Raw genomic sequence first — 25,470 nt, forward strand, 5'->3', positions numbered from 1 at the left:
CACTCTTCCTGTGTTGTTCAACGGCCAGCAAATCCAAGGGGAGGCGAAACAGGCCGTCCGTTTGGCAGGATACGGTCTCCGTTGCCGGTTGTTGTGAGGGCAGCTTCATACAGGGCCGTGGTTTCTTTATCCAGGTAGCCGTAGCCGTCACTGGTTGTCCTGTGTACCAAGGTGTTGTGTTCGGTAGTGCCTCGGTACTGGGTCCCGTCGATCGTCGCTTCTTCTGAGGAGAACACTTTCGCACCGAAGGATTCCAGCCGCGGATCTTGGCGTTGGAAGCGACCCAGGTCAGCCAGGCCGTCACCGCTGGCTTCGGAGGCGTAGACGTGCCCCGCGGCCACGTGGAGGTCTCCGGTGTTTCGGATCTCCTTTTCGATGCCGGCGGAGCCGAGCATCGTGAAGGAGGCGACGTTCAATGCCGCGGCGGCAAGGGCGTTGGACGTCACAGTGGTGCCGTAAGAATGGGCCAAGACGTGCAGGGTCTCCGGGGTCCTGTTGCCCAAACTCTCTCTGACGGCGTTGAACGCCTGAAGGTCTGTGACGAACCGTTCGGCACCGGCACGAGCGGCATCACCCCTGTTCACCGTCGGAACCGTGGGCGGCTCGTAGTTGATCCACGCCACCACCGCGAAGGACTCACCCGCGTCGTTCAGGCTTTGCCGCAACTTGAGGTTCGCGGCGTTTGTTGCCCAGTCATTGAAGCCGCTTTGCGGTGTAATGTTCATACCTGACACAGCGTAGGTAACGTTGTCAGACGTGTCGGGATTACCCGCGGAGACCTGTGCCTTGGGAGAGCCGTGGGTGAGGTCGAATCCGAGCAGGACACCATCGCCCGACACTCCGGCGTTGACAAGTGCCCCCCGGATGCCATCCAGGGCTTTCTGCTGGGTTTGCAGCCGTGTCCAAGCCGGGTTGGTCATGGACATGCCCTGGCTGGCGGGCAGTAGTTGAGGCGTTCTTGCCAGTTCGGCGTTGATGCGGTCCTGCTCGGTGAAGAGGCGCTTGCGGTTGGCGAGGTTCCGGGCGGTCGCGGTGATTCCGTTCAGATTCCCGATGACTCCGGGGATGGCCTCGATCAGGAGCAACTGGGCCTCGTCGGGTTCAAGTGTCCCGCCAGCGACTGTCTGGCCGAACCCGGCCCACCACTTGGCTATCACGACGGAGTCCTGCCCTGGTTGTTCAAGCAGCCCCTGAAGTCGGTCCTTGTTGGCAGGTGCGGCGAGCCAGGCTTTCAGCTGTGCGGCGTTCAGGGCCCCGATGTCGTCCAAACTGACTTGCTCGGGTGGTGCGTAAAGTATGAGAGCTCTGTTGAGCTTGATGTCGGCCATGGACCCGCTGCCTGCTGCTTCGAATGCCGCGGCGATCTGCTCAAGCCAGATCGCGTCAGCGGCGTTCTCAGTCAGCAGTTGCTCGAATCCCGACACAAACGTGACACTGCCGCTATTTACCCAGGAACAGGCTGAGGTGAAACCGCTCCACGCGTTCCGGATTCTCCCCAGCTCCGCGTCCATGATGTTGGTGTAGGCGCGGGATTGGGACACAAATTCGCGCAGCTTTCCAGGATCGGCGGAGCTGATAGCGTTCCCCGATCCGCCGGCGAACCGGGCCCGGGCCCCCGCGGAGAACACCCCTGAAATCGTCGGAGCAGCCACCGGCCATTCCGCGGGCATCGGATCGCTCGCCACGCCCTGGAAAGTTTGAAAGTGTTGTTCACGGAAATCGGCGCGTTGCTCCCACGCAGCAAGTTCCTTCAGCCGGGACTTCTCTTCCCGTGCCTTGACCTTTGCTTGCCTGACGTCCTCCGCCAACGCCGCGAGGACACCGGCAAGCCGGCCCCGGTCATCGGCCCGGACGGCCAAAGCGTTGTTGAACAAGGTCGCATAGCCGCCCTTGAAGTCCTCCATCGCGTAACCCGTGGCGACACCAAAGAAGCTACCCTCGGAGCGCAGGGTCTGATCCGCGGAATCAGCAGCGTTGATCAGAGCGTCGGCGGCACCATCGTCGAACGCAATTTCCACCGCCGTATCAAAGATCCCCACGCCTGGCCCCCTCGCTTGAATAGTTAATCCATCGAATAGCATAATCGATGGAATCGCAGCGTGGGACGTGGCCGGGAAAATAAAAACAGGCCGGAGACTCAAGGTCTCCGGCCTGTCTTGGAGGGTGGGCCCTGTGGGGATCGAACCCACGACCCACGGATTAAAAGTCCGATGCTCTACCAACTGAGCTAAAGGCCCCTCCAGCTGTAGAAACAGCCATGAATACTGTACCCCAACGTCACGGCAGACGAGGAACTCAACCGGACACGCGCCGTCGTCACCTTCTTTGGGTGAACGTTCGACGGCGGCGCGGGGCGGCCGAGGCGTATAGGGCCCGGGACGGGGGCAAAGCGGGTGGTTAAGGCACAGCGCCGGCAAGGGCGCAGCCCGGCAACCGTTACTCGACCCCACCAGAGCACAGGAGTACGGTGAACTCATGAGCGAACAGCCAGGACCACGCGCGTACGGCGGAGCAAACAGGCACCACAAGCCCAAGCCTTTTGCCCCGATCGATTTCGAACCGTTCGCCGGCGGGGCGGATCCCGCGCGGGTTTCCGAGGCGGCCCACCTTGCCGCACAGGCTTTGGTGCGGCGGGGGCGCGACAGCGACGACCCCAAGGTCACCCACCGCCTGGTGAAACTGGCCGACGAACAGGGCTTGGAAGCCATTGCCGAGATGTGGGCCGAGAGCCCGGCACGGAGCCTGCCGGGCGCGCTGTGGCGTCTCTATGCCCTTCGCGCGGCCACCATCCAGAACCCCGAACGAATCTCCGTCTATTTCCGGGCCGGACGCGATACCGCACAGGTTTCCAATGTGGTGGCCGGTGCCGCGGAGCCACCCGGAGCAGACGAGATGAAGACCATGGCTGACGCCATTTTGTCCGGCGCGTTCGACGGCGAGTTCGACGTCGCGCTGGAACGTTCCGCCGCTTTCTGCCGCGTAGTAGCACTAGGGCAGGCCACCTTGGCTGACGGGGCGGAGCACAGCAACGAAAGCCACGCGAGCAAGCTGACCCGCAACTCGCACCAGCTGGTGAAGACAGCCGAGGACCTTGAGCACGCGGCCAACGCATGGCGTCTGGGCGAGCTGGACTAGCCAGCAAACAGGGCGAAACGTACCCACGCCGGCGCCGGACTGTCAATGTTGACTTAGGCCGCCGGACGGTGAAAACTAAAACTGGTGTCGAACCGCGAAACCCCCGGGCTTCAACTTATAGCCGCTTCGAGCGGCCTACCGCCGAGAGGCGTATCCGGTTCGGCACCATTTTAATGCCCGGAATTCGGCACCATTTTAATGCCCGAAAGCAGGACGCCCGGGCCGGAACAGAGCCAGACCCGGGCAAAGCAGCACGGTACTACTTCAGCGTGACCGTGGTTTCTGCCTTTTCCTTCTTGTCGTGGTCCAGCTTGCCGTCAGCTGCAGCAGGAGTCATGGTCGCCGCGATCTCTGTTTCCTTGCCCGCGGTGTAGGCAAAGTTCTCGGCAATGTTGAACGATTCCCCCGGCTTCAGCACGAACGGGGCCTCTTCCTTGAGCTTCACGCCGCTGCTGGACAGCCCATGCTTCTTGTATCCATCGCTGCTGGAATCCGAGGGCATGCCGCCGAGGTACTTCCAGTCCGTGTACTTGGCGGACGGGGTGATCAGAGAGTGGCTCAGGGGAATATCGGCCGAGGAAGTGTTGGTGACCACGTAGTTCAGGTAAACCACCGGATCACCCTTCTTCAGCAGGTTCTCCTTGGTTTCCTTGTCCACGAACATGCTGTCCTTGGACGCCACGTCCGTGGCCACCTGATAAATGTCCACACTGAAGCTCTCGCCCTTGAGGTTCCCGAGCTTCTCGCCGGCATCTGAGATGGGGAGTGCCCAGGCCGCGGCCGTGTACGCACCGGAGGATGTACCGGCACCCTCGGAAGAGGCACCGGACGGCGAGGATGACGTCGACGGCGAGGCGGACGAAGAAGAAGACGCGGACGACGACGGTTCGGAACCACCCGTCGTCGAGCCCGCCGTGGTGGTGCCGCAGGCGCTGAGCGCGAGCAGCCCAGCTGCTGCGATGCTGGTGATTTTTACAACACTATTGAGACGCATAGTTCCCCCATTGAGTGGATTTATCCGGAGCTTTGCCAGTCTTTCATAGTGCGGGCTGCCCTGCGATGGGGACTTCTGCCCTCCATGCCTCCTGCCCTTCACTGGAGCACTCCAAGGACCGGTAAAGTTGGGACCGAAATGGGCTGCGTCAAGTCAAAGCCGCCCACGCCCGTCCGTCCCCAGCCCGGAAAGCGATATGAAGCTGCGCCTTTTCCCCCAGGAACCTGCCGGGCTCGTCCTCCTTGCGCAGATGGCCGGCGTGATCGTGGCCGGCACCGGGACGCTTTCCGAAATACTCGGAGCCCCCGCCAGCGAGCACGAGCGCCTGGCCGAAGAACTGCATGAGCACGAGTCCAAGTCCTTGGACCTGCACTTCGCCCTGCTGACCCACATGCGCACCAGCTTTGTGAACCCGCTCCCCCGCGAGGATATGTACACGCTGTCGCGCCACCTCACCGAGGCCATGGAGAAGCTGGATGCCGCCGGAGACCTGGTGGCCATCTACAAGCTGGACCGGCTCCCCAAGCGCGCAGCCGACCAACTGGAGATCATTAGCCGGCAGGCCGAGCTCACCGTGGACGCGATGCGAAAGCTTGAGGACCTGGACGAGCTCGAGGACTACTGGATCGAAATCCTTCGACTGGCCAAACGGGCGGAACGGACGCACCGCATCTGGGTGGCGGAGATGCTCAAGGACATGAAATCCACGCAATACGCGCGGCACCGGGACATCGCCAACCAGCTGGTGGAAGTTACCAAGGACATGCGGAAGGTCGCCACCCAGGTAGGCAGCATCATCGTCAAGGAATCATGAAGTGACCATCGCCATCCTGGTCCTGGTAGTTGGCTTGGCTTCCGGGTTCGCGTTCCTGAACGGTTTCCGCGATGTCTCCAACGCCGTCGCGCTTTCCACACGGACCCGCGCCCTGACCCCTTCAGTCGCTGTACTCCTGGCTGCGATCTTCAACTTTGTGGGCGCCATGCTCAGCGGCACCTTTATCCTGGCCTTCACGCAGTCCTGGATCACACTGCCCAGCGGTACCAGCGGCCTGACCATCCTCGCCTCGGCACTCACGGCTGCCATCCTGTGGGGTGTCTACGCTTGGTGGCGGGGCATTCCCCTGTCCTCCACCAACTCGCTGGTGGGCGGCCTGATTGGTGCCGGTGCAGCGAGTGTCTTGGTGGGCGGCAACGCGGTAGGCGGTATGGACAACGTCCTGCTCACGCAGGTAGCACTGCCGCTGGTCCTTTCCCCGGTCATCGCATTCGTGGCGGCCTACCTGTTGGTGTGGCCTGTGACGTGGGCCGCGCGTTACTCCCAACCGAACGTCATTAACCGGCGTTTCCGCCGAGCGCAGGCCATTTCGGCGGCCGCAGTGGCTTTCGGCCATGGGCTCCAGGATGGTCAGCGCACAGCCGCTGTCATGGTGTTGGCCATGGTTGCTGCCGGGTTGTCCGGCGGCAGCGACGTGCCGCTCTGGATCCTGCTGCTCACAGCTCTCATGCTCACCGCAGGCACCATGTTTGGCGGCTGGCGGATCTCCCACACCCTGGGCCACAAACTCATCCGGGTGGATCCGCTGCGCGGTTTCGTGGCGCAAACATTGACGTCCGTGATGCTGTTCATTGGCGCCATCGGTTTTCACCTGCCCCTCTCCACCACCCATACGCTCACCGCGTCGGTGCTGGGTGCAGGCGTCAATCAACGGTTCCACGCCGTCAACAGGCGCCTGGTCCGGCGGATCCTGTTGTTCTGGGTGGCCACTCCCCTGGTAACAGCCGCAGCAGCCTTCATCCTTGAGCTGGCGTTCTCGCCCCTCGCGGACCTGTAACCCCCGGGCCTCCCCCAACTGAGTAACAGCAAACGTCGCAATGAGCGCCCATTGCGACGTTTGCTGTTACCTACTTGGGTACAAAAAACGACGGCGGCCGCACCCCCAAGGCAACGGCCGCCGTCGTTGTATGCCGGCTCCCCCCAAAGAAGCCGGAACCTGCAAGACCCCTTATCCGAAGCGGCCGGAGACGTAGTCTTCCGTTGCCTTCTGGCCAGGGTTGTTGAAGATGCTGGTGGTGTCAGCGAACTCGATCAGCTTGCCGGGCTTGCCGGTGCCTGCGATGTTGAAGAACGCGGTCTTGTCCGACACACGGGCAGCCTGCTGCATGTTGTGGGTCACGATCACCACGGTGTACTGGTCCTTGAGCTCGTTGATCAGGTCCTCAACAGCCAGGGTGGAGATGGGGTCGAGCGCGGAGCACGGCTCGTCCATCAGGATCACCTGGGGCTCCACGGCGATGGCACGGGCGATGCAAAGGCGCTGCTGCTGGCCACCGGAAAGGCCGGATCCGGGCTTGTCCAGGCGGTCCTTGACCTCGTTCCAGAGGTTGGCGCCCACCAGGGACTTCTCCACCAGGGCATCGGCTGCGCCCTTGGAGATCTTCTTGTTGTTCAGCTTCACGCCGGCCAGCACGTTGTCGCGGATGGACATGGTGGGGAACGGGTTGGGGCGCTGGAAGACCATGCCCACCTGGGTGCGGACGGTTACGGGGTCCACGCCGGGGCCGTAGAGGTTGTCGCCATCCAGAAGGACTTCGCCCTCCACACGTGCGCCGGGAAGGACCTCGTGCATGCGGTTCAGCGTGCGGAGGAAGGTGGACTTGCCGCAGCCGGAGGGGCCGATGAAGGCCGTGACGGACTTGGCTTGGATGTTGATGTTGACGTCTTCGACGGCCAGGAAGTTGCCGTAGTAGACATTCAGGTCTTTGACGTCGATGCGCTTGGACATGGTGTTCCTTTGTTCCTTGGGGGTGTGGAAGTTTTTGTAGGGGCCGCTGCGGATCACCGCGCGGCCGGCCCGGCTAGCGTCCCGTCTTGGGAGCAAACAGACGGGCGATCAGGCGGGCTCCGAGGTTCAGGAGCATCACCAGGATGATCAGCACCAGCGCGGCGCCCCAGGCACGCTGGTCCGACGGCTCAGGATTGGACGGCGACGTCGGGTTGAGGATCTGCGTGTAAATGAACGTGGGCAGCGAGGCCATCCACCCACCGAACACGTTGTTGTTGATGGTGGTGGCGAAGCCTGCGGTCACCAGGATCGGGGCGGTTTCACCGATCACGCGTGCGATCGCCAAGGTGACGCCCGAGGCGATGCCGGAGATCGCCGTCGGGATAACCACCTTGGTGATGGTGCGCCACTTGCGCACGCCCAGCGCGTAGGACGCCTCGCGGAGCTCGTTCGGGACGATCTTGAGCATTTCCTCGCTGGAACGGACTACCACCGGGATCATCAGGACGGAAAGCGCGACGGCGGCTACCGCACCGGTCTTGGTGCCGGGGCCCACAATGGCGAAGAAGAACGCTGCCGCGAAGAGGCCGGCCACAATCGAGGGGATGCCGGTCATGACATCCACGAAGAAGGTGATGGCGCGGGCCAGCGGACGGTCGTTGCCGTATTCCACCAGGTAGATGGACGTCAGGAGGCCCACCGGTACGGAGATCACCGTGGCAAGGAGCGTGATCTGGAGGGTGCCCAGGAGCGCATGGTAGATGCCTCCGAGGACCGGGGCACCTTCTTCTACTGCCTTGTTGTCGAAGGCGCCGGTGACACCGTTCATGGAGGTTCCCAGGAAGCCCGGGGTGATGAGGCCGGGGATGCCGTTGACCAGCACCGTGACGATGACGGATACCAAAGGCAGGAGCGCAATAAGGAACGAGCCCACTACCAAGCAGGTGGCGAGTTTGTCCTTGGCTTTGCGGGCACCTTCAACGGCACCGCTCCAGGAGACCAGGCCTACGGCGAACAGGATGGCCGAAACAATGCCCCAGCCGAACGCGTTGAAGCCGATGAGCGCCAGGATGGCCGCGCCCACAACGAGCGCGACGGCCAGGACAATGTAGGGCGCGAACTTGGGCAGCTGGCCCTTGGTGAGCGCTGAGCGCTTGCGGACTACTGTGGTGGACATTTAGTTGGCTCCCGAGAACTCTTTGTGCCGGGTGATGATCCAGCGGGCGATCATGTTCACGCCCAGGGTGATGACGAACAGCACCAGGCCGGCGGCGATCAACGTGTTGACCTTGATACCGCTGGCTTCAGGGAAGTTCAGGGCGATTTCCGCGGCGATGGTCTGGTTGCCGGACTGGATGAGGCTGGCCGTCAGGACACCGGAGGAGAGCACCAGGGCAACGGCCATGGTTTCACCGAGCGCCCGGCCGAGGCCCAGCATGATGGCGCTGATGATGCCCGGGCGGCCGAAGGGCAGCACGGCCATCTTGATCATTTCCCAGCGGGTGGCTCCCAGTGCGAGCGCTGCTTCCTCGTGCAGCTTGGGGGTCTGCAGGAAGATTTCGCGGGACAGGGAGGTGATGATGGGCAGGACCATGACGGACAGGACGATGCCTGCAGTGAGGATGGTCTTGCCGGTAGCGGATGCCGGTCCTTCAAAGATAGGGATCCAGCCGAGGTAGGTGGCCAGCCAGTCGTAGGCCGGTGAGATTTCCTTGGCCAGGAAGGCAGCACCCCAGGCGCCGTAGACAACGGAGGGGATGGCTGCGAGCAGGTCCACCACGTAGCCCAGGCCCGAGGCGAGCCGGCGCGGAGCGTAGTGCGAGATGAACAGTGCCACGCCGATGGCCACGGGGGTGGCGATGACGAGTGCGATGACCGCGGCAATGAGGGTGCCCACCACGATCGGGGCGATGTAGGCGAAGAAACCGTTGCCGCCCTGGATGTCTTCAGCAGGGGCGGTGAGCGCGGGGATTGCCTGCACCACAAGGAACAACGCGACTCCGAAGAGGACCGCGAGAATCAGGCACCCTGCGGCCATGGCGGCCCCGGAGAAAACCTTGTCCCCGGCGCGTCCTGCGCCTTGGGAGGTTGTCAGGGAGTTGGTGGTCACTTCACGTTCCTTCAGTCTGGAGTGAACTGGTCTTACATGGCTAAGTTCCCTGCCCCGCGGAGTGGACCAGCCAGCGGCTGCGGCCACTCCGCGCGGGACAGGGAACTTCAGTGTTCAGCCGGGTTCAGCAAACCCGCCGGGAAACCTTAGGACTTGGCCTTGATGGTTTCGATTGCGGCCGTGGCCTTGTCCTGCAGCGTCTTGGACAGCGGTGCGGACTTTGCGGCGTCAGCTGCGGTCTTCTGGCCTTCGTCGGAAACGACGTAGCTTTCGAAGGCCTTGACCAGGTCAGCAACTTCCTTGGTCTCGTACGTGGAGCAGACAACGTGGTACGAGACGAGGACTACGGGGTAAGCGCCCGCTGCGGTGGTCTTGCGGTCCAGCTTGATGGCCACATCGTTGGCGGCGCGGCCGTCAACGGGCTTGCCGGCTTCAACAGCCTTGGCAGCAGCTTCGGCGGAGATCTTCACGAACTCGTCGCCCACCTTGATGGAGGCGGTGCCCAGCTTGCCGGAGACAGCGGAGTCGTCAGCGTAGGTCACGGCGCCCGGGGTGTCAGTGACGGTCTTGACGACACCGGAGGTGCCCTTGGCGTTCTCGCCGGCCAGGCTTGCGGGCCATACGCCGGCAGCCTTGTCCGTCCAGACCTCGGGAGCAGCAGCTGCGAGGTAGTCGGTGAAGTTGGTGGTGGTGCCGGAGTCGTCAGAGCGGTTTACCGGGGTGACCTTGAGGTCCGGCAGGGTGACGCCTTCGTTGAGGGCGGCGATGGCGGGATCGTTCCAGTTGGCGATTTCGCCGCGGAAGATCTTGGCGACCGTTGCGGCGTCGAGCTTCAGTTCGTTGACGTCCGGGATGTTGAAGGCGACGGCGATCGGGGAGATGTATACCGGGATGTTGATGGCGCCCTCGGGGCCGCACTTGGCCTTGGAGCTCTCAAGCTCCTCGTCCTTCAGGTAGGCGTCCGATCCGGCGAACTGTGCCGAGCCGTCGATGATGGCCTTGCGGCCCGCGCCGGAACCATCCGGGGAGTACTGAACAGTTGCGCCGGAGTTGGCGGCGGAGAAGCCGGCCTTCCAGGCGTCCATGGCTGCGCCCGTGGAGGATGCGCCAATGCCGGTCAGGGTGCCGGTCACTCTGGTGCCGGATGCTGAAGTCTGGGTGCCGCCAGTGGTGCCCGTTGCGTTGTCTGAACCGCAGGCAGTGAGCGCGAGAGCGCCGGCTGCGATGACCGCGAGTGCCGCGTTGCGGCCGAAGTGAGTTGCCTTCACTTGGATGTGCCCCTTCCAGGGATTCTTCGATGCGGGCCGAACGGAGATTTCGGCGTGCGCGAGCTGAGGACCTTTTGTTCCTTTACTGAAGGTAAGGAGTGCAGGTAACGGGATCTGCGGTGAAAGGTGAACGGAAGGTGAACGACGGCGGACCATTGGGTTATGTGGCGCGCGCCACCTTGAGGGCCGCGCGGGTTGTGGTTTGGTGTCTTCGTCGGAACCCGGGGCGGGCAAATAGACTGAAAGGCATGGCCGCCGCTAAGGGATTTTCCGCAAGCAAGAGGTTCCTGCGCGCCAGGGTCCGGACGGGGTTGGTTCGCAGCCGGAATTCCCTGACTCCGGCCATCCAGATGACCGTGTGCGCCGTGGGTGCGTACGCTTTCGCGGAATACGTGCTGGGCCACCAGGGACCGCTGTTTGCGGCTACCTCTTCCCTGATTGCCTTGGGCTTCTCGCGCGATCCGCGGTTGCGCCGGGTGATCGAGGTGGGCCTTGGCTGCACCCTGGGCATCGTGGTTGGTGACCTGCTGCTTCACTGGCTGGGCGCCGGGATCTGGCAGGCCGCCATCGTGCTGCTTTTCTCCATCCTCCTGGCCAGGTTCCTGGACAGTGGAACCATTTTCACCACCCAACTGGGCCTGCAGTCCTTGCTGGTGGTGCTGTTGCCGGCGCCGGCCGGCGGGCCTTTCACGCGGAGCCTTGACGCAGTGATCGGTGGCGTTTTTGCTCTCCTGGTAACCATCCTGGTGCCGAAAGATCCGCGGCGGGAACCCCGGAAAGACGTCCAGAAGATCCTGCACGAACTCGCCGAAGTGCTGCGGGAATGCGGCAAGGCCCTGACCGAGAGCGATTCCACCATCGCCTGGCATGCCCTGATACGCGGCCGCAACTGCCAGCCTTTGGTGGATCGGATGCGGCAGACGCTGCGGGCTTCAGGTGAGGTGGCAACGTTGGCTCCGGCGCACCGCAGGCACCGCGATGAACTCGCCGGGCTGGAGCACTCCTTGGAGTACATCGACCTCGCGCTGCGTAATAGCCGGGTGTTTGCGCGCCGGCTGACCAGCGCCATCAACCATGCCGCACTGTCCGACGAAGCGATCGAGAGCATTTCCGAGGTGCTGCAGGAGACCGCCGCCGCGGTCGATGAGATGACCATCGGTTTGTCCGAGCAAAGCGAAGGGACCCGGCGGGTTCATCTGCGGCGGGCCCGAAACGACCTCTCGGACATCGCCGCCCGCCTTCATCCCAAGATGCTGGATGTTCAGAGGCTTGAGGGCGAAACCGTGGTGATGCTGTTCCGGCCCCTCATGGTGGACTTGCTGGAAGCCAGCGGCATGGAACCGGATGAGGCCCGCGCGGTGCTTCCGGCGCTGTAAGATTCCTGCGCTGGCCACGCGACGCTTGCAGGGGAAACCCGGACTTAAGGGAAACCCCGGCCCCGTTTGGCAGAATGAAGCGATGACTCCTGCCTTTCCCGCACGCTTCCGGGCTGCGCCGATGCTCAAGCTTCGGCAGCGGCCCCTGTTCCTGTGGGCAGGCATTTTGCTGGTGGCCGGGGACGCCGTCTTCTGGCTCATGTTTGCCGCCGTGTTGTCCGAAACCGGTCTTGCGACGTTGGACGGCGCGGTCCACAGTTTCATGGTTGATTCGCGCAGCCCCCTTCCCACTGCCATCCTCGCGGCGGTGTCCACTGTGACCTCACCCTTGTGGCTGACGATCATTGGTGTGGCAGTGACGGTGGCCTGGGCGGTCCGGAAGAGGGAACTCTGGCGGCCGGCCGTCCTTGTGGGTGCCATGGCGTTTGCCGTGATCCTGTTGGCGGTGGTGAGGCAGGACGTGGGGCGCTCCGGTCCGCCGTCGTCCGATGTCCTCCTTGGCCCTGATGACGCCTTGTCCTTCCCCTCAGGCCACACGCTGGGGGCCGGGGTCTTCGCCTTTATCCTCACGTACCTGATCGTCTCGCGTTCGGGCTCGCGCGCGACGGCGGTTCTCGCCTTCACCGGTGCCGCCCTGTTGACGCTGGTGGTTGCCTGCAGCCGGATCTACCTTGGGTACCACTGGCTCACCGATGTGGTCGCTTCCCTGGGGCTTGCGCTGGGGGTGACGGGTATTGCGGTGTTCGTCGACGCAGCCCGGCACGGTGGACGTCGCGGCTAATACTGTCAGTCCCCGCCACTACTCTTGAACCCATGGCTTCCAAGACGTCCCGCGCATCCAAAACACCCGCTTACAAGTGTGCCGAATGTGGCTGGACAGCCATTAAATGGGTGGGCCGCTGCGGCGAATGCCAGGCGTGGGGAACCGTTGAGGAGTACGGCGCCACGGTAGCGCGCACGACGGCGGCCGCTACAGTCTTGGAGCCGGCCCGCCGCATCGCTGAGGTGGATGGGACCACTGCCGCCTTTCTGCCCACTGGCGTGGACGAGCTGGACCGTGTCCTCGGAGGAGGGCTCGTTCCAGGTGCCGTCATCCTGCTTGCCGGGGAGCCCGGCGTCGGAAAATCCACGCTGCTGTTGGACGTAGCGGCAAAGTTCGCGCGCACCGGCCAGGACGTCCTGTACATCACGGGCGAGGAATCAGCGGCCCAGGTGAAGCTCCGTGCGGAGCGGATCGACGCCGTCGCCCATACTCTTTACCTGTCCGCTGAAACCGACCTCGGCCAGGCGTTGGGCCAAGTGGAGAAGCTTGAGCCGAAGCTGCTGATTGTGGACTCGGTGCAGACCCTGAGCAGCGCGGACGTGGAGGGCAGCGCCGGTGGCGTGTCGCAGGTGCGCGAGGTTGCAGCGTCCATCATCTCCGCTGCCAAGCGGCGCAACATGACCACGCTGCTGGTGGGCCATGTGACCAAGGAAGGCACCATCGCCGGACCCCGTTTGCTGGAGCACCTTGTGGACGTGGTGTGCCAGTTCGAAGGCGAACGCCACTCGCGCCTGCGGCTGCTCCGGGCCGTGAAGAACCGTTATGGTGCCACGGACGACGTCGGATGCTTTGACTTGAACGAGACCGGCATTGAGGGGTTGGCTGATCCCAGTGGGTTGTTCGTTTCACGGACCCGGGAGCCCGTTTCGGGTACTTGCATCACGGTGACCATGGAAGGCCGCAGGCCCTTGCTGGCAGAGGTTCAGTCCCTTCTTGCCGAGAGCGCCAATTCGCAACCCCGCCGTGCCACTAGCGGGTTGGAAAGCTCCAGGGTGGCCATGCTGCTGGCAGTCCTCCAGCAGCGTGCCGGCTGCATGCTGCACAAGGACGATTCCTATGTGGCAACGGTGGGCGGCGTGAAGCTGACCGAACCGGCAACAGACCTGGCCGTTGCCTTGGCCGTTGCTTCGGCCAAGTCCCGGAAGGCTCTCCCTCAGCGTTTGATTGCCTTCGGCGAGGTGGGCCTGGCCGGTGAGGTCCGTCCTGTTCCCGGGATCAACCAGCGAATTCAGGAAGCACACCGGCTCGGCTTCACCCACGCCATAGTTCCGGCCAGCCCTGCAGGTGCGGGCGTTATCCCGGACGGCTTCTCCGTTCGGGAGGTCGGACATCTTGCCGAGGCCCTCGAATTGCTGATCACGTAGCTGTCTCGGGGTGTCGGGACTGTACGGGGCCCGGGGTCGGCAAGGATGGGACGCATGACCAAACGGAATGTGCTTATCGGGGGACGGTTTTTCTTTGGCCTTCTGACCTTGGTGGCGGTGGGAACGCAGCTGACAGTTCACGTGGGCATGGGCTATGACCTCTGGAACTTCTTCAGCTACTTCACCAACCTGTCCAATATCTTCGCAGCGTTGGTGCTCCTCATCAGTGGCTACCGGGTGCTGATCCGGAAGAGGCCCAGCGAAATTGATGACGTCACTCGGGGAACCGCCACCATCGCCATGGCCGTGGTTGGTCTGGTGTTCGGCGCTTTGCTCGCCGGTGAGGACCTCGGTTCCCTGCTCCCCTGGGTCAACTTTGTGGTCCACTACCTGATCCCCGTGGTGATGGTGGCTGACTGGCTCTTCCAACCGCCGCGGGCAACCCTGCAGCTCAAGCACGTTTGGTATTGGCTGCTCTACCCCATCGGCTACCTGGTCTACAGCCTGGTCCGCGGCGCCTTCGTTAACTGGTACCCGTACTGGTTCATTGACCCGGCCCGTGCAGGCGGTTGGGGTGGCGTGGTGGTGTTTGCCCTCGCTATCTCCGTTGGCTTCCTGGTGGTAAGCCTGGCCATGCTGTGGCTCGGGAACAAACTCAAGCGGCAGGTGGATTACTAGGCGCTCTTCGCTGCAAGGGCCGGATCAGAGGCTTGTCCACGACTATTGACCTCTCCATACCGGCTGATGAGTTCGTCGCTGGCAGCCCTCACCGCCGGGAGTTTCTCCCTCAGGCCGGCAAGGATCATCACTGTGTCGGCCGTAGTGGACGCCGAGTCCTTGGAGATCAGCCCGTCCGCGCGGAGGTTGATCAGCGACTCCACCAGCCTGAACGCGGTATCACCGAGGCCGGCGTCCGCTTGGGAAACGGCCGCCAATTCCCGCCCCAACTCCCCGTAGATGGTCCGGAGTTCCGTCCGTGCTGCCATGAAGGGCTGGAAGATTTCCGCCCTGGCCTCCGGCAGGTGGTAGAGGACCCCGAGGTTCCAGCGGGAAGTGCAGAGCTGCGAACCGTCGAAGAGGACCACTGCGTGCAACTGTGCCGCAGAAGCATCCGGGCCGGCGTCGTCGGAATGATCCCGCATGGCGCGGGCGAAAGCCAAGCTGGTGGATACCGTCCCGCCGAGTAGCTCCCCGAGGATCTCGTCCTTGGTGGAGAAGTGGTGATAGAGGGATGACTGCCGGATTCCCACCGCGTCAGCAATAGCCCGGGTGGACGTATTGGCGAACCCCTGACTTGTGAAGAGCTCCGCCGCCGCGTCCAGGATTTCGTCGCGGGCAGTGGCGCCCGGGCGTATCGCTTGCTGTTTGCGGGGGCGTCCCGGTCCGGTTGTAGTCACGCTTTCATTCTTGCATCGCAGCATCCTCAAAAAGGCCGTTCCGGGAGCCTCGCAGAGACGGTGAGAATTCCTTTACATTCCCGAAACGAGCGGTAACCAAGGCTTTACATTGCCGAAACGCCGTGGGGACACCGCGCTGGAAAACTATCAAGTGACCGATATTCCGGAAGGGCAGTCAAACCTTCTCCGGGCTGGTCCCACATCCCGTTCCAGACACGGAGAAACCCGATGACTTCCACCCTTTCGACGACGGCCAACCGCACCGACGACGCAGACCTGACAGCCCTTGGCTACCAGCCCACGTTGCACCGCAAGCTGGGCCGTTACGCATCGTTTGCCGCAGGTTTTTCGTTCGTCTCCATCCTCACAACCATCTTCCAGCTCTTCGCCTTCGGCTATTCCTTCGCCGGACCGGCCTTCTTCTGGACCTGGCCGGTTGTGCTGGTCGGCCAGCTTCTGGTGGCCCTGAACTTCGCCGAACTCGCCGCCCGTTACCCGCTGTCCGGCGCCGTCTACCAGTGGTCGCGCCGCATGGGCGGTGAGGTGGTGGGCTGGTTTGCCGGCTGGTTCATGTCGATCGCCCAGGTCATTACAGCCGCGGCGGCGGCAATCGCCCTCCAGGTTGTCCTCCCCCAGTTGTGGGACGGCTTCCAACTGGTGGGCGGTGACCCCGCGTTGACGTCCCCGACGGGCGCAGCCAACGCCGTCATCCTCGGCGCCATCCTCCTGGTACTCACCACTGTGATCAATTGCCTCGGTGTGAAGCTGATGTCCCATGTGAACTCCATTGGCGTCACCTGCGAGATCGTGGGCGTCGCCGCGGTGATCCTGGCCCTGTTCTCAGCCGCGCAGCGCGGCCCGGAAGTAGTAGCGGACGTCAGTGTGGTTACTACCTCGGACCTCGGCGCCGTGGGCGCCTTCCTCGTCTCCGGTTTGATGGCCGCCTACGTGATGGTGGGCTTCAACTCCGCCGGCGAACTGTCTGAGGAAACCAAGAACCCCCGCAAGACCGCACCGCGCACCATCCTCTCCGCGCTCATCATCTCCGGCATTGGGGGCGGACTCATGATTATCGCGGCACTCATGGCAGCGCCAAGTCTCGACGACGGCAGGCTCGCCACCGAGGGACTCCCCTACGTCCTGACGGCTGTGTTGGGCACGTTCTGGGGCAAGGTGCTCTTGGTGGACGTTGCGATTGCCATCTTTGTCTGCACCCTGGCCATCCAGACGGCAGGCTCACGGCTGGTGTTCTCCATGGCCCGCGACGGCAAACTCCCGGCCTCGGCCAGCCTCGCAAAGGTCCACGCCAAGCGCGGAACTCCCATGTGGCCCTCCATCGCGATTGGAGCCTTGGCTGTGGGAATCCTGGCCATCAACATCGGCAACTCCGCGCTCTTCACCACCCTCTGCAGTGTGTGCATCGTGATGGTGTACCTGGCGTACCTGATGGTCACGGTCCCGCAGCTGCTCAGCCGTTTCCGGGGCGACTGGGACCGCGTGGGCCAGACCATGCCGGCAGGACTCTTCTCCTTGGGCCGTTGGGGACTGCCAGTCAACATCCTGGCTGTGCTCTACGGCGCCCTGATGGTCATCAACCTTTCCTGGCCCCGCCCCGAGGTGTACGACCCCTCCGGCGAAAACGGGATCCTGCTCTTCTCCGCTCCCATCATGGTGGGCGCCGTCCTGGTCCTGGGTATCTGGGTGCGGCGGAATATCCGGATCCGCGAAAACAAGGCCGCAACGGCTGCGGAATCCACCAACGCCGCCTGACCCGCACCACCACACCACGCTGCTCAAGTACAGAAATGATTGCCATGACACAGACTCTCGAAAGCACTCCCGGCACCGGCACCACAGCCGGGGCAAAGCTGCACGCCCGTGCCCAGCATGGGCGCACGGCCGAGACCATGATCCACGTCCCGCCCACATCGGCACCGGCGCGTCTCACAGAAGGCCTCCCCCTGAAGGCAGCGGGCGCGTTGACCTGGGCCGAAACGCTGGCCTTCGGCCGCTACACCCATATGGAACTGGCCCGCGGGACCCGCATAAGGATCACAGACCTCGACGGCGATGCTTGCGTTCACGCTGTCATCATCCGCAGCGGAGCCCGGCACGAGAGGATCAATGTTGCGGACACCGTCAAGGTTCCCTGGCAGGCCTACATCACCGCAGGGCACCCGCTCCTCTCCGACGCCGGCCGTCTGATGGCAACCGTGGTGGCTGATTCTTCCGGCAAGCATGATGCCCTGACCGGCACCACGCACCTGACGGGCAACACCGCCAAGTACGGTGCCGGATCAGCGCACAGTGCATCACCGGCAGGCCGCGAACTCCTCACCCTTGGCGGTATGAAGCACGGGGTCAGCCAAAGGCAACTGCCGCCGTCGATCTCGTTCTTCAAGGGCATCACCGTAGACCCTGATGGCAGCATCCAGTTCGTTGGCAGCGCCGGTGACGGTACCGCCGTAGAACTTCTCCTCCACATGGATGCGGTGCTGGTCCTGGCCAATACCGCCCACCCGCTGGACCCGCGTGCGAAGTTCACCGGCAGCGCCGTGGACATCGTTGCCTGGCAGGCTCCACAGGACCTTGAGGCACTCAGGGACGGAACCCTGGGGGTCGACCTTGGCCCGGAGGGGCGACTTGCCCTCCACAACACAGAATCCGACTACAACGCGAGGACTTCCGCATGAACGCCGTGGCAACAGCCCCTGCTTTGATCCCTGGGACAGTAATTCTGGACGAACTGGTGGAAGCCCGCGGCCCGTGGTCAGCGGTAGTCTCAGCCGGCGATGTCCTCACGATCGTGGACCTCGACGGCAACCAGGCCGTGGACTGCATCCTCTACGCAGCCAAGGACACCAGCACGCGGTACTCCGCTGCTGTGACCATCGCAACCCAGGGCTCGATCTTCCTGACCACCGGCTCCGTACTCCGTGCAGACAGCGGCCAGGAACTCATGACGGTGGTGGCCGATGAAGTCGGCATCCACGACACCATCGGCGGTGCCTGCTCGCAGGAATCCAACACCCTCCGCTACGGCCAGCACACCCATGAACAGCACGCCTGCGTTGAGAACTTCCTCATTGAAGGCGCCAAGTGGGACCTCGGCAAGAAGGACCTGGTGTCCAACATCAACTGGTTCATGAACGTGCCGGTGGATCCCGACGGTGCTTTGGGGATCGTGGACGGGCTGTCCGCACCAGGCAAGCGGGTAGCCCTGCGCGCCGAGGTGGACACGCTGGTGCTGGTGTCCAACTGCCCCCAAATCAACAACCCCTGCAACGGCTTCAACCCCACGCCGGTGCGCATGATCGTCACACGTCCGGAGGCCCGCGCATGAGCCGTTTCGATACCCTTCTTATTGCCAACCGTGGCGAGATCGCCTGCCGGATCATCGAGTCCGCCCGGAAAGCGGGGCTGCGCACTGTGGCCGTCTTCTCCGAAGCTGACCGAGGCGCAAAGCATGTGAAGCTCGCCGACGAGGCAGTCCTGCTGGGACCAGCTCCGGCCAAGGACTCGTATCTCAAGGTGGACGCCATCCTCAAGGCCGCAGCAGCCACCGGGGCAGGCGCCATCCATCCCGGCTACGGATTCCTGTCCGAAGACGCTGCGTTCGCGGAAGCCGTGGAAGCGGCAGGGCTGGTCTTTGTGGGCCCCACCCCCGAGCAACTGCGGATCTTCGGGACCAAGCACACCGCCCGCGACGCTGCGCAACGGGCCGGCGTTCCCATGATCGCCGGGTCCGGCCTGCTGGCAGACCTGCACGAAGCCGTCGCAGCAGCGGAAACCATCGGCTACCCGCTCATGCTCAAGGCCACGGGCGGCGGAGGCGGCATTGGCATGGCCGTGTGCCGTGATGACGCCGAACTTCGTGACAACTACTCACGTGTGGCCCGCCTGGCCAGCTCCAGCTTTGGAACGGCAGGCGTCTTTGCCGAACGCTACATCGAGCACGCGCGACACGTCGAAGTCCAGGTATTCGGCGACGGCGAGGGCAGGGTAGTAAGCCTCGGTGACCGTGATTGCTCACTGCAGCGCCGCCACCAGAAGGTGCTCGAAGAAGCACCCGCACCAGACTTGCCGGAAGCCCTGCGCGAGGAACTGCACCGAAGCTCCCGCGCCTTGTGCGCCTCCGTGGGCTACCGTTCTGCAGGCACAGTGGAGTTTGTTTACGATCCCGTCCGCCAGGAAGCCTCTTTCCTGGAAGTCAACGCACGCTTGCAGGTGGAGCACCCGGTCACCGAAGCCATCACGGGTGTGGACCTGGTGCAGTGGATGCTGGACCTCGCACAGCAAAAGCCAGTGATCCAGGGAGTGCCGGACAGTGTGCCCGTTTCAGGACACGCTGTGGAAGCCCGTATCTATGCGGAAGACCCGGCCCGGAATTTCCAGCCCAGCGCCGGGACCGTCACCAACGCGCAGTACCCGGCCTCCGACGTCGTACGCATTGACGCCTGGGTGGAGACCGGCAGCGAAGTCTCCACCAGTTACGATCCCCTGCTGGGCAAGATCATTACTTCCGGGGCAACCCGTGACGCCGCCTTCGACGCCCTGGCTGATGCGCTGGCAGGAACACGTATTGATGGCATTGAAACCAACTTGGGCATGCTGCGGGCCGTGGCCGGGATGGGCGTGGTCCGGGACGCGACGCATTCAACCGGGACCCTGAACACCGTGGGTGATCCCGAGCCGAGGATCACTGTTGAACGGCCAGGGCTCCAGACCAGCGTGCAGGACTGGCCCGGCAGGACCGGGCTGTGGCAGATCGGCGTGCCGCCCAGTGGACCCATGGATGATTTGTCGTTCCGCTTGGGCAACACCGCGCTGGGCAATCCCGAGGGTGTCCCCGGCCTGGAATTCACCATGGCGGGTCCGGCGCTCCGCTTCACGCACGCCACCACGGTGTGCGTCACCGGTGCGGACGTCGCCGTGACCGTCAACGGCAATCCGGCCAGCACCTGGGAACCCATCACGGTCCCGGAGAATGGCCTCCTGGACGTCGGCTCCGCTGATGGATCGGGACTGAGGGGTTACATCCTCTTCGAAGGCGGGCTGGACGTTCCCCAGTACCTCGGCAGCGCATCGACCTTCACGCTGGGCCAGTTTGGCGGCCACGGCGGCAGGGTGCTTCGCGCCAGTGATGTCCTCCGCACAGTGGCCGGACACCTGCCTGAGACCGTCCCCGGTCCTGTTCCCGCGGAAAGCCGTCCCGTGCTCACCACCGAATGGCTGCTGAAAGTGGTGGAAGGTCCCCACGGTGCGCCTGAATTCTTCCAACGTGAAGACATTGAAGAGCTCTATGCCGCCGAATACGAGGTCCACTTCAACTCCGCCCGCACTGGTGTCCGCCTGATCGGACCCAAACCTCGCTGGGCCCGCAACGATGGCGGCGAAGCCGGACTGCACCCCTCCAACATCCACGACACCGCCTATTCGGTAGGTGCCCTGGACTTCACCGGCGATACCCCTATCCTGCTGGGACCGGATGGCCCCAGCCTGGGCGGGTTCGTCTGCCCGGTGACCGTTGTGACCGGCGAGCGCTGGAAGCTGGGGCAGCTGCGTCCCGGGGACAAGGTCAGGTTGGTGCCCATCCGCTCGGTGGAGGCGCCGTCGGTCAAGGAACTGGGCGCTGCGAGGCAGCTGATTCTGCCAGGCAGCGCCGGGCTGCTTCGCGGTGACGGCGACGACGGCGTGCTGGGCCGGGTGCCCGAAGGCGACGGCCGGCCTGCGGTCACCTATCGCCGCTCCGGTGATGACAACCTTTTGGTGGAGTATGGCGACATGGTGCTGGACCTTGGCCTGCGTGCCCGCGTCCACGCGTTGCACCAGGAACTCGAGCGCCTCCGCGTGCCGGGCATTGTGGATCTGACCCCGGGCATCCGTTCCCTGCAGATCAAGGCTGATCCGTCCGTCCTTCCCACGTCCAAACTCCTGGGCCTGGTCCGTGAGGTGGACGCATCCCTCCCCGCAAGCTCGGAGCTGGTGGTGCCCAGCCGCAGCGTCCGCCTCCCCTTGTCATGGGATGACCCCGCCACCCGCGAAGCAATCGAGCGGTACATGGCCGGTGTCCGCGATGATGCCCCGTGGTGCCCATGGAACATCGAGTTCATCCGCAGGATCAACGGCCTGGACTCGGTGAACGAGGTTTTCGATACCGTCTTCAACGCCGAATACCTCGTGCTGGGACTGGGCGACGTATATCTCGGAGCACCGGTGGCAACACCCCTGGATCCGCGGCACAGGCTGGTCACTACCAAGTACAACCCCGCCCGCACCTGGACTCCTGAGAATGCCGTGGGCATCGGCGGGGCCTACATGTGCATCTACGGCATGGAAGGCCCCGGCGGCTACCAGTTTGTGGGCCGGACAACGCAGGTTTGGTCCCGCTACGCGGATGCCTCACCGTTTGAGCCGGGCTCCCCGTGGTTGCTCCGGTTCTTCGACCGCATTTCCTGGTACCCCGTCAGCCCCGAGGAACTGCTGGACCTTCGGGCGGACATGGCCGCTGGCCGGGGCCGTGGCGTGGAGATTGAGGACGGCACTTTCTCCCTTGCCGAGCATGAGGAATTCCTGGACCGCAACAGCGTGTCCATTGCGGAGTTCCGTGAGACCCAGTCGGCCGCTTTCGCTGTGGAGCGCAAAGCGTGGGAGGAAGCCGGTGAGTTTGACCGTGCCGAACAGGCTGTTTCCCTCGCTCCGCCGGCGGACGACGTCGTTGTGCCCGACGGCGGCACCCTGGTGACGTCTCCGTTCGCCGCGAGCGTGTGGAAAGTGGATGTGGAACCCGGCGACCTGGTGGTTGCAGGCCAGCCCTTGGTTTCCCTTGAGGCGATGAAGATGGAGACGGTCATCCAGGCTCCCGTGGATGGCATCGTGCATCGCGTCCTGCCCTCGGCCGGCGCGCAGGTAGTGGCCGGCGAAGCCTTGGTGGTCTTGGAGCCTGCAGAGGTCCGGGAACCAGCCCTCGTCCTTGAAGGGAGCTCCTCATGACCGGGCGTCACGGAAGCACAGTGCAACGCGTCCTGGCCGCGCTCGAGGCGATTGACGCCGTCGAACGCCCCGAAATCTGGATCCACCTGCGCGGGCGGGATGAGCTGCTCGCTGAAGCATCACGGCTGGATGCCGCGACGGCCGCCGGGGAGGACCTGCCGTTGGCTGGCCTGTTGCTTGCCGTGAAGAACAACGTGGATGTTGCCGGGGTGACCACGACGGCGGCGTGCCCCGGCTTTGGCGGGACAGCAACCCGGGATGCGGTGCCGGTGGCCAGGCTTCGTCAAGCTGGTGCGCTGGTGCTTGGTGCTACCAACCTGGACCAGTTCGCCACGGGACTCGTGGGAACCCGGAGCCCGTACGGAGCCGTCCGCGATTCACGGCGACCCGACCGGATTTCGGGGGGCTCAAGTTCAGGCTCCGCGGTGGCGGTGGCCTTGGGCCTGGTGGACATTGCCATCGGCACGGACACCGCTGGTTCGGGCCGGGTTCCAGCCGCTTTGCAGGGAATCGTGGGGATCAAGCCGACACTGGGGGTCGTATCCACCGAGGGCGTGGTCCCGGCCTGCCGTTCCTGGGATACCGCCACGATCTTTGCCCGGGACCTCGCCACCGCCGAACTGGCCATGGGCGTCATGGCAGGGGACGGCCGTGCCTGGCCCACGGACGTCAGGGTCGCAGCGCCTTCCACTCCGCGGGTGGCGTATCCCGCTGCGCTGCCGGCCCTCCCCGAAGCGTGGGCGGCGGAGTTCCAGGCGCAGATTGAGCGGCTCCGTGCAACAGGGGTGGTGGCCGAAGCAATCGAGCTGGACGTTTTCCTGCAGGCAGCCCGGCTGCTGTACGACGGCGGACTGGTGGCCGAACGCTATGCCGCCGTCGGCAGCTTCATTGACTCGGTGACGATGGGCGGGGTCGCCGCGACGCTGGACCCCACAGTCGCCGGCATCATCAGCGCCGCGGGCAAGGTACCGGCGCACCAATACGTTGCGGACACTGCGGCGTTGGAGCAACTCAAGTACCAGGCCATGGAGCGCCTGGACGGCTTCGACGCCTTGGTTGTTCCCACAGCGCCTTTCCACCCAACGCTTGCTGAGGTGGCGGCCGATCCTGTGGGGGTCAACTCCCGGATGGGCACCTATACCAATTTCTGCAACCTCTTCGACCTCAGCGCTGTTGCGGTACCGGCGGGCACCGTCACCGAGAGCGGAGGCGTTGACGCAGGCGGCATTGAAACACGCAGTACGTCGCAGTTCGGCCTGACCGTGGTTGCCCGGACGTTCGAGGACGGCGTGGCCGCGGACATTGCCCGGCGGATCGAGCTCACCTCGGAGCTGCCCGAGCTGTTCGCCGCGGGAGCTGCGGGAGCCGCGGGAGCCGCGGCGGCTAAGTCCCTAGCACCCGAGGTTCCCTGGCCGGTTGCTGCGGGAGCCGCCGTCGTACCTCTTGTAGTGGTGGGGGCGCATCGCAAAGGGCAGCCACTGGCGTCCCAACTCGAAGACCGGGGAGCGTTCTGGGACGGGCATGTGACCACCGCGGCCCAGTACCGGATGGTGGCCTTGGAGACAACGCCACCCAAGCCGGGGGTGGTGCGATCAGTGCGCGGGGCCGGGCTCGTGGCCGAGAGGTGGCTGCTCTCCGAGGCAGCGCTGGGATCCTTCCTGGCTGAACTGCCCGAACCCATGCTGCTGGGATCCATCACGCTGGATGATGGCAGCAAAGCCGTGGGTTTTGCCTGTGACGCCGTGGCCGCGGCCGAAGGACGGGATATTACGGAGTACCGCGATTGGATTAAATATCTGGAACAGAACACAGCCGGATCGGGAAGCCATGGCTTGTGGCGCGAGGCCGGCGGGGCTCTTCTGACTGGACTCGGACGCGGCCGGAATTAGACGGCAGGCGGCCGATTGGCGGAAATAGGGTATCCGCCAATTGGCCGTCCCACCGTTTTCCGGGCACCGCCGAACATCACGAAATGACCCACTTTGGGGCTTGCTGGTGCGGTTAACGGTCCGCGGAAGCCCTATCATTGTGCTTGTCGTCATTCGGGCATTTTTTGCGAGCTCCGCTGACGCCGGATTCAGCATGTCTGTGAGCCGAGGCTTGCACCTTCGAAGGGAAACCCTATGGCCCGGAGCCCGGAAGAGTCGCTCAAGGCGACCTTGGCCAGAGTCGCACCCGGAACTCCGCTGCGTGATGGCCTGGAACGCATCCTCCGGGGACGGACCGGTGCCCTGATCGTCCTGGGCTATGACCGCACCATCGATTCCATCTGTTCCGGCGGGTTCGATATAGGCATCGATTTCTCCCCCACCCGCCTGCGCGAGCTGGCCAAGATGGATGGTGCCATCATCTGTGACAAGGACGCCAGCAACATTGTCCGCGCTGCTGTCCAACTGGTCCCGGATTCAAGCATCGAAACCCAGGAATCAGGCACCCGGCACCGCACGGCTGAACGCGTGGCCATCCAGACCGGCGTTCCCGTAATCTCCGTCAGCCAGTCCATGCAGATCATCGCGCTCTACGTCAATGGCTTGCGCCACGTGCTGGAGGGCTCAGAGAAGGTCCTGGCCCGCGCCAACCAGGCCTTGGCAACGCTGGAACGGTACAGCGCCAGGCTGGACCAGGTCACCAGTTCCCTTTCGGCGCTGGAGATCGAGGCCCTGGTCACTGTCAGGGACGTTGCCGTCACCTTGCAGCGGCAGGAAATGGTCCGCCGCATCTCCGAGGAAATCGCACAGTACGTCCTGGAACTCGGGGAGGACGGCCGCCTGCTCTCACTCCAGGTTGAAGAACTTACGGTGGGACGCGGACCGGGCAGCGAAGTCATCATCCGGGATTATTCGGATCCCAACGCCACGCCCGAAGAAATTGAGGAAGCCGTCCAGGCTCTCCTCAATCTGGGCCCCACCGAACTGATCGACCTTAGCCGCATCGCCCACATCATCGGTTTCGCCGGCGGAGTGGAGCAGTTGGACGCAGTTGTCCAGCCGCGCGGTTACCGTCTGCTTTCGGGCTTGAAGTCCGTGCCCAAGGCTGTGGCTGATCGCTTGGTTGACTACTTCGGCGGGCTCCAGAACCTGATGGCCGCCACCATCGATGACCTCATGACAGTGGACGGCATTGGCGACCAGCGTGCTCGTACAGTGCGCGAAGGCCTGAGCCGCATGGCCGAGGCCAGCTTGCTGGACCGCTTCCTCTAAGCCGGCTGCCGTCGTCGGACGCTGGCC

At 64.0% G+C, this 25,470-nt stretch carries 20 protein-coding genes and 1 tRNA gene; 13 read left to right on the forward strand and 8 right to left on the reverse strand.

Features of this window, described 5'->3' with window-relative positions; genetic code table 11:
- Positions 1 to 17: 17 nt before the first annotated feature.
- Complete coding sequence (locus tag M1D51_RS20830; RefSeq protein ID WP_458107886.1) at positions 18 to 2,039, reverse strand: alpha/beta hydrolase; 2,022 nt, start codon at positions 2,037 to 2,039, stop codon at positions 18 to 20.
- A 125-nt stretch (positions 2,040 to 2,164) separates the two neighbouring features.
- Positions 2,165 to 2,237: transfer RNA gene (locus M1D51_RS20835), tRNA-Lys, on the reverse strand.
- 238 nt (positions 2,238 to 2,475) lie between these two features.
- Here M1D51_RS20835 and M1D51_RS20840 point away from each other — a divergent pair.
- Complete coding sequence (locus M1D51_RS20840) at positions 2,476 to 3,135, forward strand: hypothetical protein (protein ID WP_458107887.1); 660 nt, start codon at positions 2,476 to 2,478, stop codon at positions 3,133 to 3,135.
- Between the two features lie 259 nt (positions 3,136 to 3,394).
- Here M1D51_RS20840 and M1D51_RS20845 read toward each other — a convergent pair whose 3' ends face one another.
- Positions 3,395 to 4,129 (reverse strand): hypothetical protein, encoded by a 735-nt coding sequence (locus M1D51_RS20845; protein WP_458107888.1) that lies wholly within the window; start codon positions 4,127 to 4,129, stop codon positions 3,395 to 3,397.
- Positions 4,130 to 4,325: 196 nt separating this feature from the next.
- On the opposite strand from M1D51_RS20845, the gene M1D51_RS20850 reads away from it, so the two are divergent.
- Entirely contained in the window at positions 4,326 to 4,943 is a 618-nt protein-coding gene (locus tag M1D51_RS20850; protein WP_026541678.1) for a DUF47 domain-containing protein, read from the forward strand.
- A gap of 1 nt (position 4,944) precedes the next feature.
- Positions 4,945 to 5,961: an inorganic phosphate transporter gene (locus M1D51_RS20855; RefSeq protein ID WP_172324188.1), complete on the forward strand. Its 1,017-nt coding sequence runs from the start codon at positions 4,945 to 4,947 to the stop codon at positions 5,959 to 5,961.
- A gap of 171 nt (positions 5,962 to 6,132) precedes the next feature.
- On the opposite strand, the gene pstB is transcribed toward M1D51_RS20855, so the two are convergent.
- The 4 genes from pstB to pstS form a co-directional block, all read right to left on the reverse strand.
- Entirely contained in the window at positions 6,133 to 6,912 is a 780-nt protein-coding gene (pstB, locus tag M1D51_RS20860) for a phosphate ABC transporter ATP-binding protein PstB (protein WP_011772968.1), read from the reverse strand.
- A gap of 73 nt (positions 6,913 to 6,985) precedes the next feature.
- Positions 6,986 to 8,089, reverse strand: a complete 1,104-nt coding sequence (gene pstA, locus M1D51_RS20865; RefSeq protein ID WP_172324189.1) for a phosphate ABC transporter permease PstA — start codon at positions 8,087 to 8,089, stop codon at positions 6,986 to 6,988.
- A complete protein-coding gene (gene pstC, locus M1D51_RS20870; RefSeq protein ID WP_017197022.1) occupies positions 8,090 to 9,022 on the reverse strand; it encodes a phosphate ABC transporter permease subunit PstC in 933 nt (310 codons plus the stop codon).
- A gap of 146 nt (positions 9,023 to 9,168) precedes the next feature.
- Positions 9,169 to 10,290, reverse strand: a complete 1,122-nt coding sequence (pstS, locus tag M1D51_RS20875) for a phosphate ABC transporter substrate-binding protein PstS (protein WP_458107889.1) — start codon at positions 10,288 to 10,290, stop codon at positions 9,169 to 9,171.
- 248 nt (positions 10,291 to 10,538) lie between these two features.
- Between pstS and M1D51_RS20880 the strand changes: the two genes are divergently transcribed.
- From M1D51_RS20880 to M1D51_RS20895, 4 genes are all read left to right on the forward strand, one after another.
- Positions 10,539 to 11,666, forward strand: a complete 1,128-nt coding sequence (locus tag M1D51_RS20880; protein ID WP_172324191.1) for an FUSC family protein — start codon at positions 10,539 to 10,541, stop codon at positions 11,664 to 11,666.
- Positions 11,667 to 11,748: 82 nt separating this feature from the next.
- Positions 11,749 to 12,447, forward strand: a complete 699-nt coding sequence (locus tag M1D51_RS20885; protein ID WP_458107890.1) for a phosphatase PAP2 family protein — start codon at positions 11,749 to 11,751, stop codon at positions 12,445 to 12,447.
- Between the two features lie 32 nt (positions 12,448 to 12,479).
- Entirely contained in the window at positions 12,480 to 13,853 is a 1,374-nt protein-coding gene (radA, locus tag M1D51_RS20890; RefSeq protein ID WP_026541672.1) for a DNA repair protein RadA, read from the forward strand.
- A 54-nt stretch (positions 13,854 to 13,907) separates the two neighbouring features.
- Positions 13,908 to 14,531 (forward strand): Pr6Pr family membrane protein, encoded by a 624-nt coding sequence (locus tag M1D51_RS20895; protein WP_458107891.1) that lies wholly within the window; start codon positions 13,908 to 13,910, stop codon positions 14,529 to 14,531.
- Here M1D51_RS20895 and M1D51_RS20900 read toward each other — a convergent pair.
- Positions 14,528 to 15,250, reverse strand: coding sequence for a TetR/AcrR family transcriptional regulator (locus M1D51_RS20900; protein ID WP_458107892.1), 723 nt, complete (start codon positions 15,248 to 15,250; stop codon positions 14,528 to 14,530). The two genes, M1D51_RS20895 and M1D51_RS20900, sit on opposite strands and share 4 nt — an antisense overlap.
- Positions 15,251 to 15,478: 228 nt before the next feature.
- On the opposite strand from M1D51_RS20900, the gene M1D51_RS20905 reads away from it, so the two are divergent.
- From M1D51_RS20905 to disA, 6 genes are all read left to right on the forward strand, one after another.
- Entirely contained in the window at positions 15,479 to 17,020 is a 1,542-nt protein-coding gene (locus M1D51_RS20905) for an amino acid permease (RefSeq protein WP_458107893.1), read from the forward strand.
- 44 nt (positions 17,021 to 17,064) lie between these two features.
- Positions 17,065 to 17,943, forward strand: coding sequence for an urea amidolyase associated protein UAAP1 (locus M1D51_RS20910; RefSeq protein ID WP_458107894.1), 879 nt, complete (start codon positions 17,065 to 17,067; stop codon positions 17,941 to 17,943).
- Positions 17,940 to 18,593, forward strand: coding sequence for an urea amidolyase associated protein UAAP2 (locus M1D51_RS20915; protein ID WP_458107895.1), 654 nt, complete (start codon positions 17,940 to 17,942; stop codon positions 18,591 to 18,593). The genes M1D51_RS20910 and M1D51_RS20915 overlap by 4 nt, the downstream gene beginning before the upstream one ends.
- Positions 18,590 to 22,243: an urea carboxylase gene (uca, locus tag M1D51_RS20920; RefSeq protein ID WP_458107896.1), complete on the forward strand. Its 3,654-nt coding sequence runs from the start codon at positions 18,590 to 18,592 to the stop codon at positions 22,241 to 22,243. The genes M1D51_RS20915 and uca overlap by 4 nt, the downstream gene beginning before the upstream one ends.
- Entirely contained in the window at positions 22,240 to 24,132 is a 1,893-nt protein-coding gene (gene atzF, locus M1D51_RS20925; RefSeq protein ID WP_458107897.1) for an allophanate hydrolase, read from the forward strand. Before uca ends, atzF begins: the two co-directional genes overlap by 4 nt.
- A gap of 234 nt (positions 24,133 to 24,366) precedes the next feature.
- Positions 24,367 to 25,443: a DNA integrity scanning diadenylate cyclase DisA gene (gene disA, locus M1D51_RS20930; protein ID WP_172325921.1), complete on the forward strand. Its 1,077-nt coding sequence runs from the start codon at positions 24,367 to 24,369 to the stop codon at positions 25,441 to 25,443.
- The last annotated feature ends 27 nt before the right edge of the window (positions 25,444 to 25,470 follow it).

The sequence above is a fragment of the Arthrobacter sp. R3-55 genome (assembly GCF_054161505.1).

Bases quoted from the DNA above. Each gene is read 5' to 3' on its own strand.
- pstA (WP_172324189.1), bottom strand. From the start codon at position 8,089: ATGTCCACCACAGTAGTCCGCAAGCGCTCAGCGCTCACCAAGGGCCAG.
- radA (WP_026541672.1), top strand. From the start codon at position 12,480: ATGGCTTCCAAGACGTCCCGCGCATCCAAAACACCCGCTTACAAGTGT.
- disA (WP_172325921.1), top strand. From the start codon at position 24,367: ATGGCCCGGAGCCCGGAAGAGTCGCTCAAGGCGACCTTGGCCAGAGTC.
- uca (WP_458107896.1), top strand. From the start codon at position 18,590: ATGAGCCGTTTCGATACCCTTCTTATTGCCAACCGTGGCGAGATCGCC.
- M1D51_RS20910 (WP_458107894.1), top strand. From the start codon at position 17,065: ATGACACAGACTCTCGAAAGCACTCCCGGCACCGGCACCACAGCCGGG.
- M1D51_RS20905 (WP_458107893.1), top strand. From the start codon at position 15,479: ATGACTTCCACCCTTTCGACGACGGCCAACCGCACCGACGACGCAGAC.
- M1D51_RS20885 (WP_458107890.1), top strand. From the start codon at position 11,749: ATGACTCCTGCCTTTCCCGCACGCTTCCGGGCTGCGCCGATGCTCAAG.
- pstB (WP_011772968.1), bottom strand. From the start codon at position 6,912: ATGTCCAAGCGCATCGACGTCAAAGACCTGAATGTCTACTACGGCAAC.
- M1D51_RS20850 (WP_026541678.1), top strand. From the start codon at position 4,326: ATGAAGCTGCGCCTTTTCCCCCAGGAACCTGCCGGGCTCGTCCTCCTT.
- atzF (WP_458107897.1), top strand. From the start codon at position 22,240: ATGACCGGGCGTCACGGAAGCACAGTGCAACGCGTCCTGGCCGCGCTC.
- M1D51_RS20845 (WP_458107888.1), bottom strand. From the start codon at position 4,129: ATGCGTCTCAATAGTGTTGTAAAAATCACCAGCATCGCAGCAGCTGGG.
- M1D51_RS20840 (WP_458107887.1), top strand. From the start codon at position 2,476: ATGAGCGAACAGCCAGGACCACGCGCGTACGGCGGAGCAAACAGGCAC.
- M1D51_RS20880 (WP_172324191.1), top strand. From the start codon at position 10,539: ATGGCCGCCGCTAAGGGATTTTCCGCAAGCAAGAGGTTCCTGCGCGCC.
- M1D51_RS20895 (WP_458107891.1), top strand. From the start codon at position 13,908: ATGACCAAACGGAATGTGCTTATCGGGGGACGGTTTTTCTTTGGCCTT.
- M1D51_RS20915 (WP_458107895.1), top strand. From the start codon at position 17,940: ATGAACGCCGTGGCAACAGCCCCTGCTTTGATCCCTGGGACAGTAATT.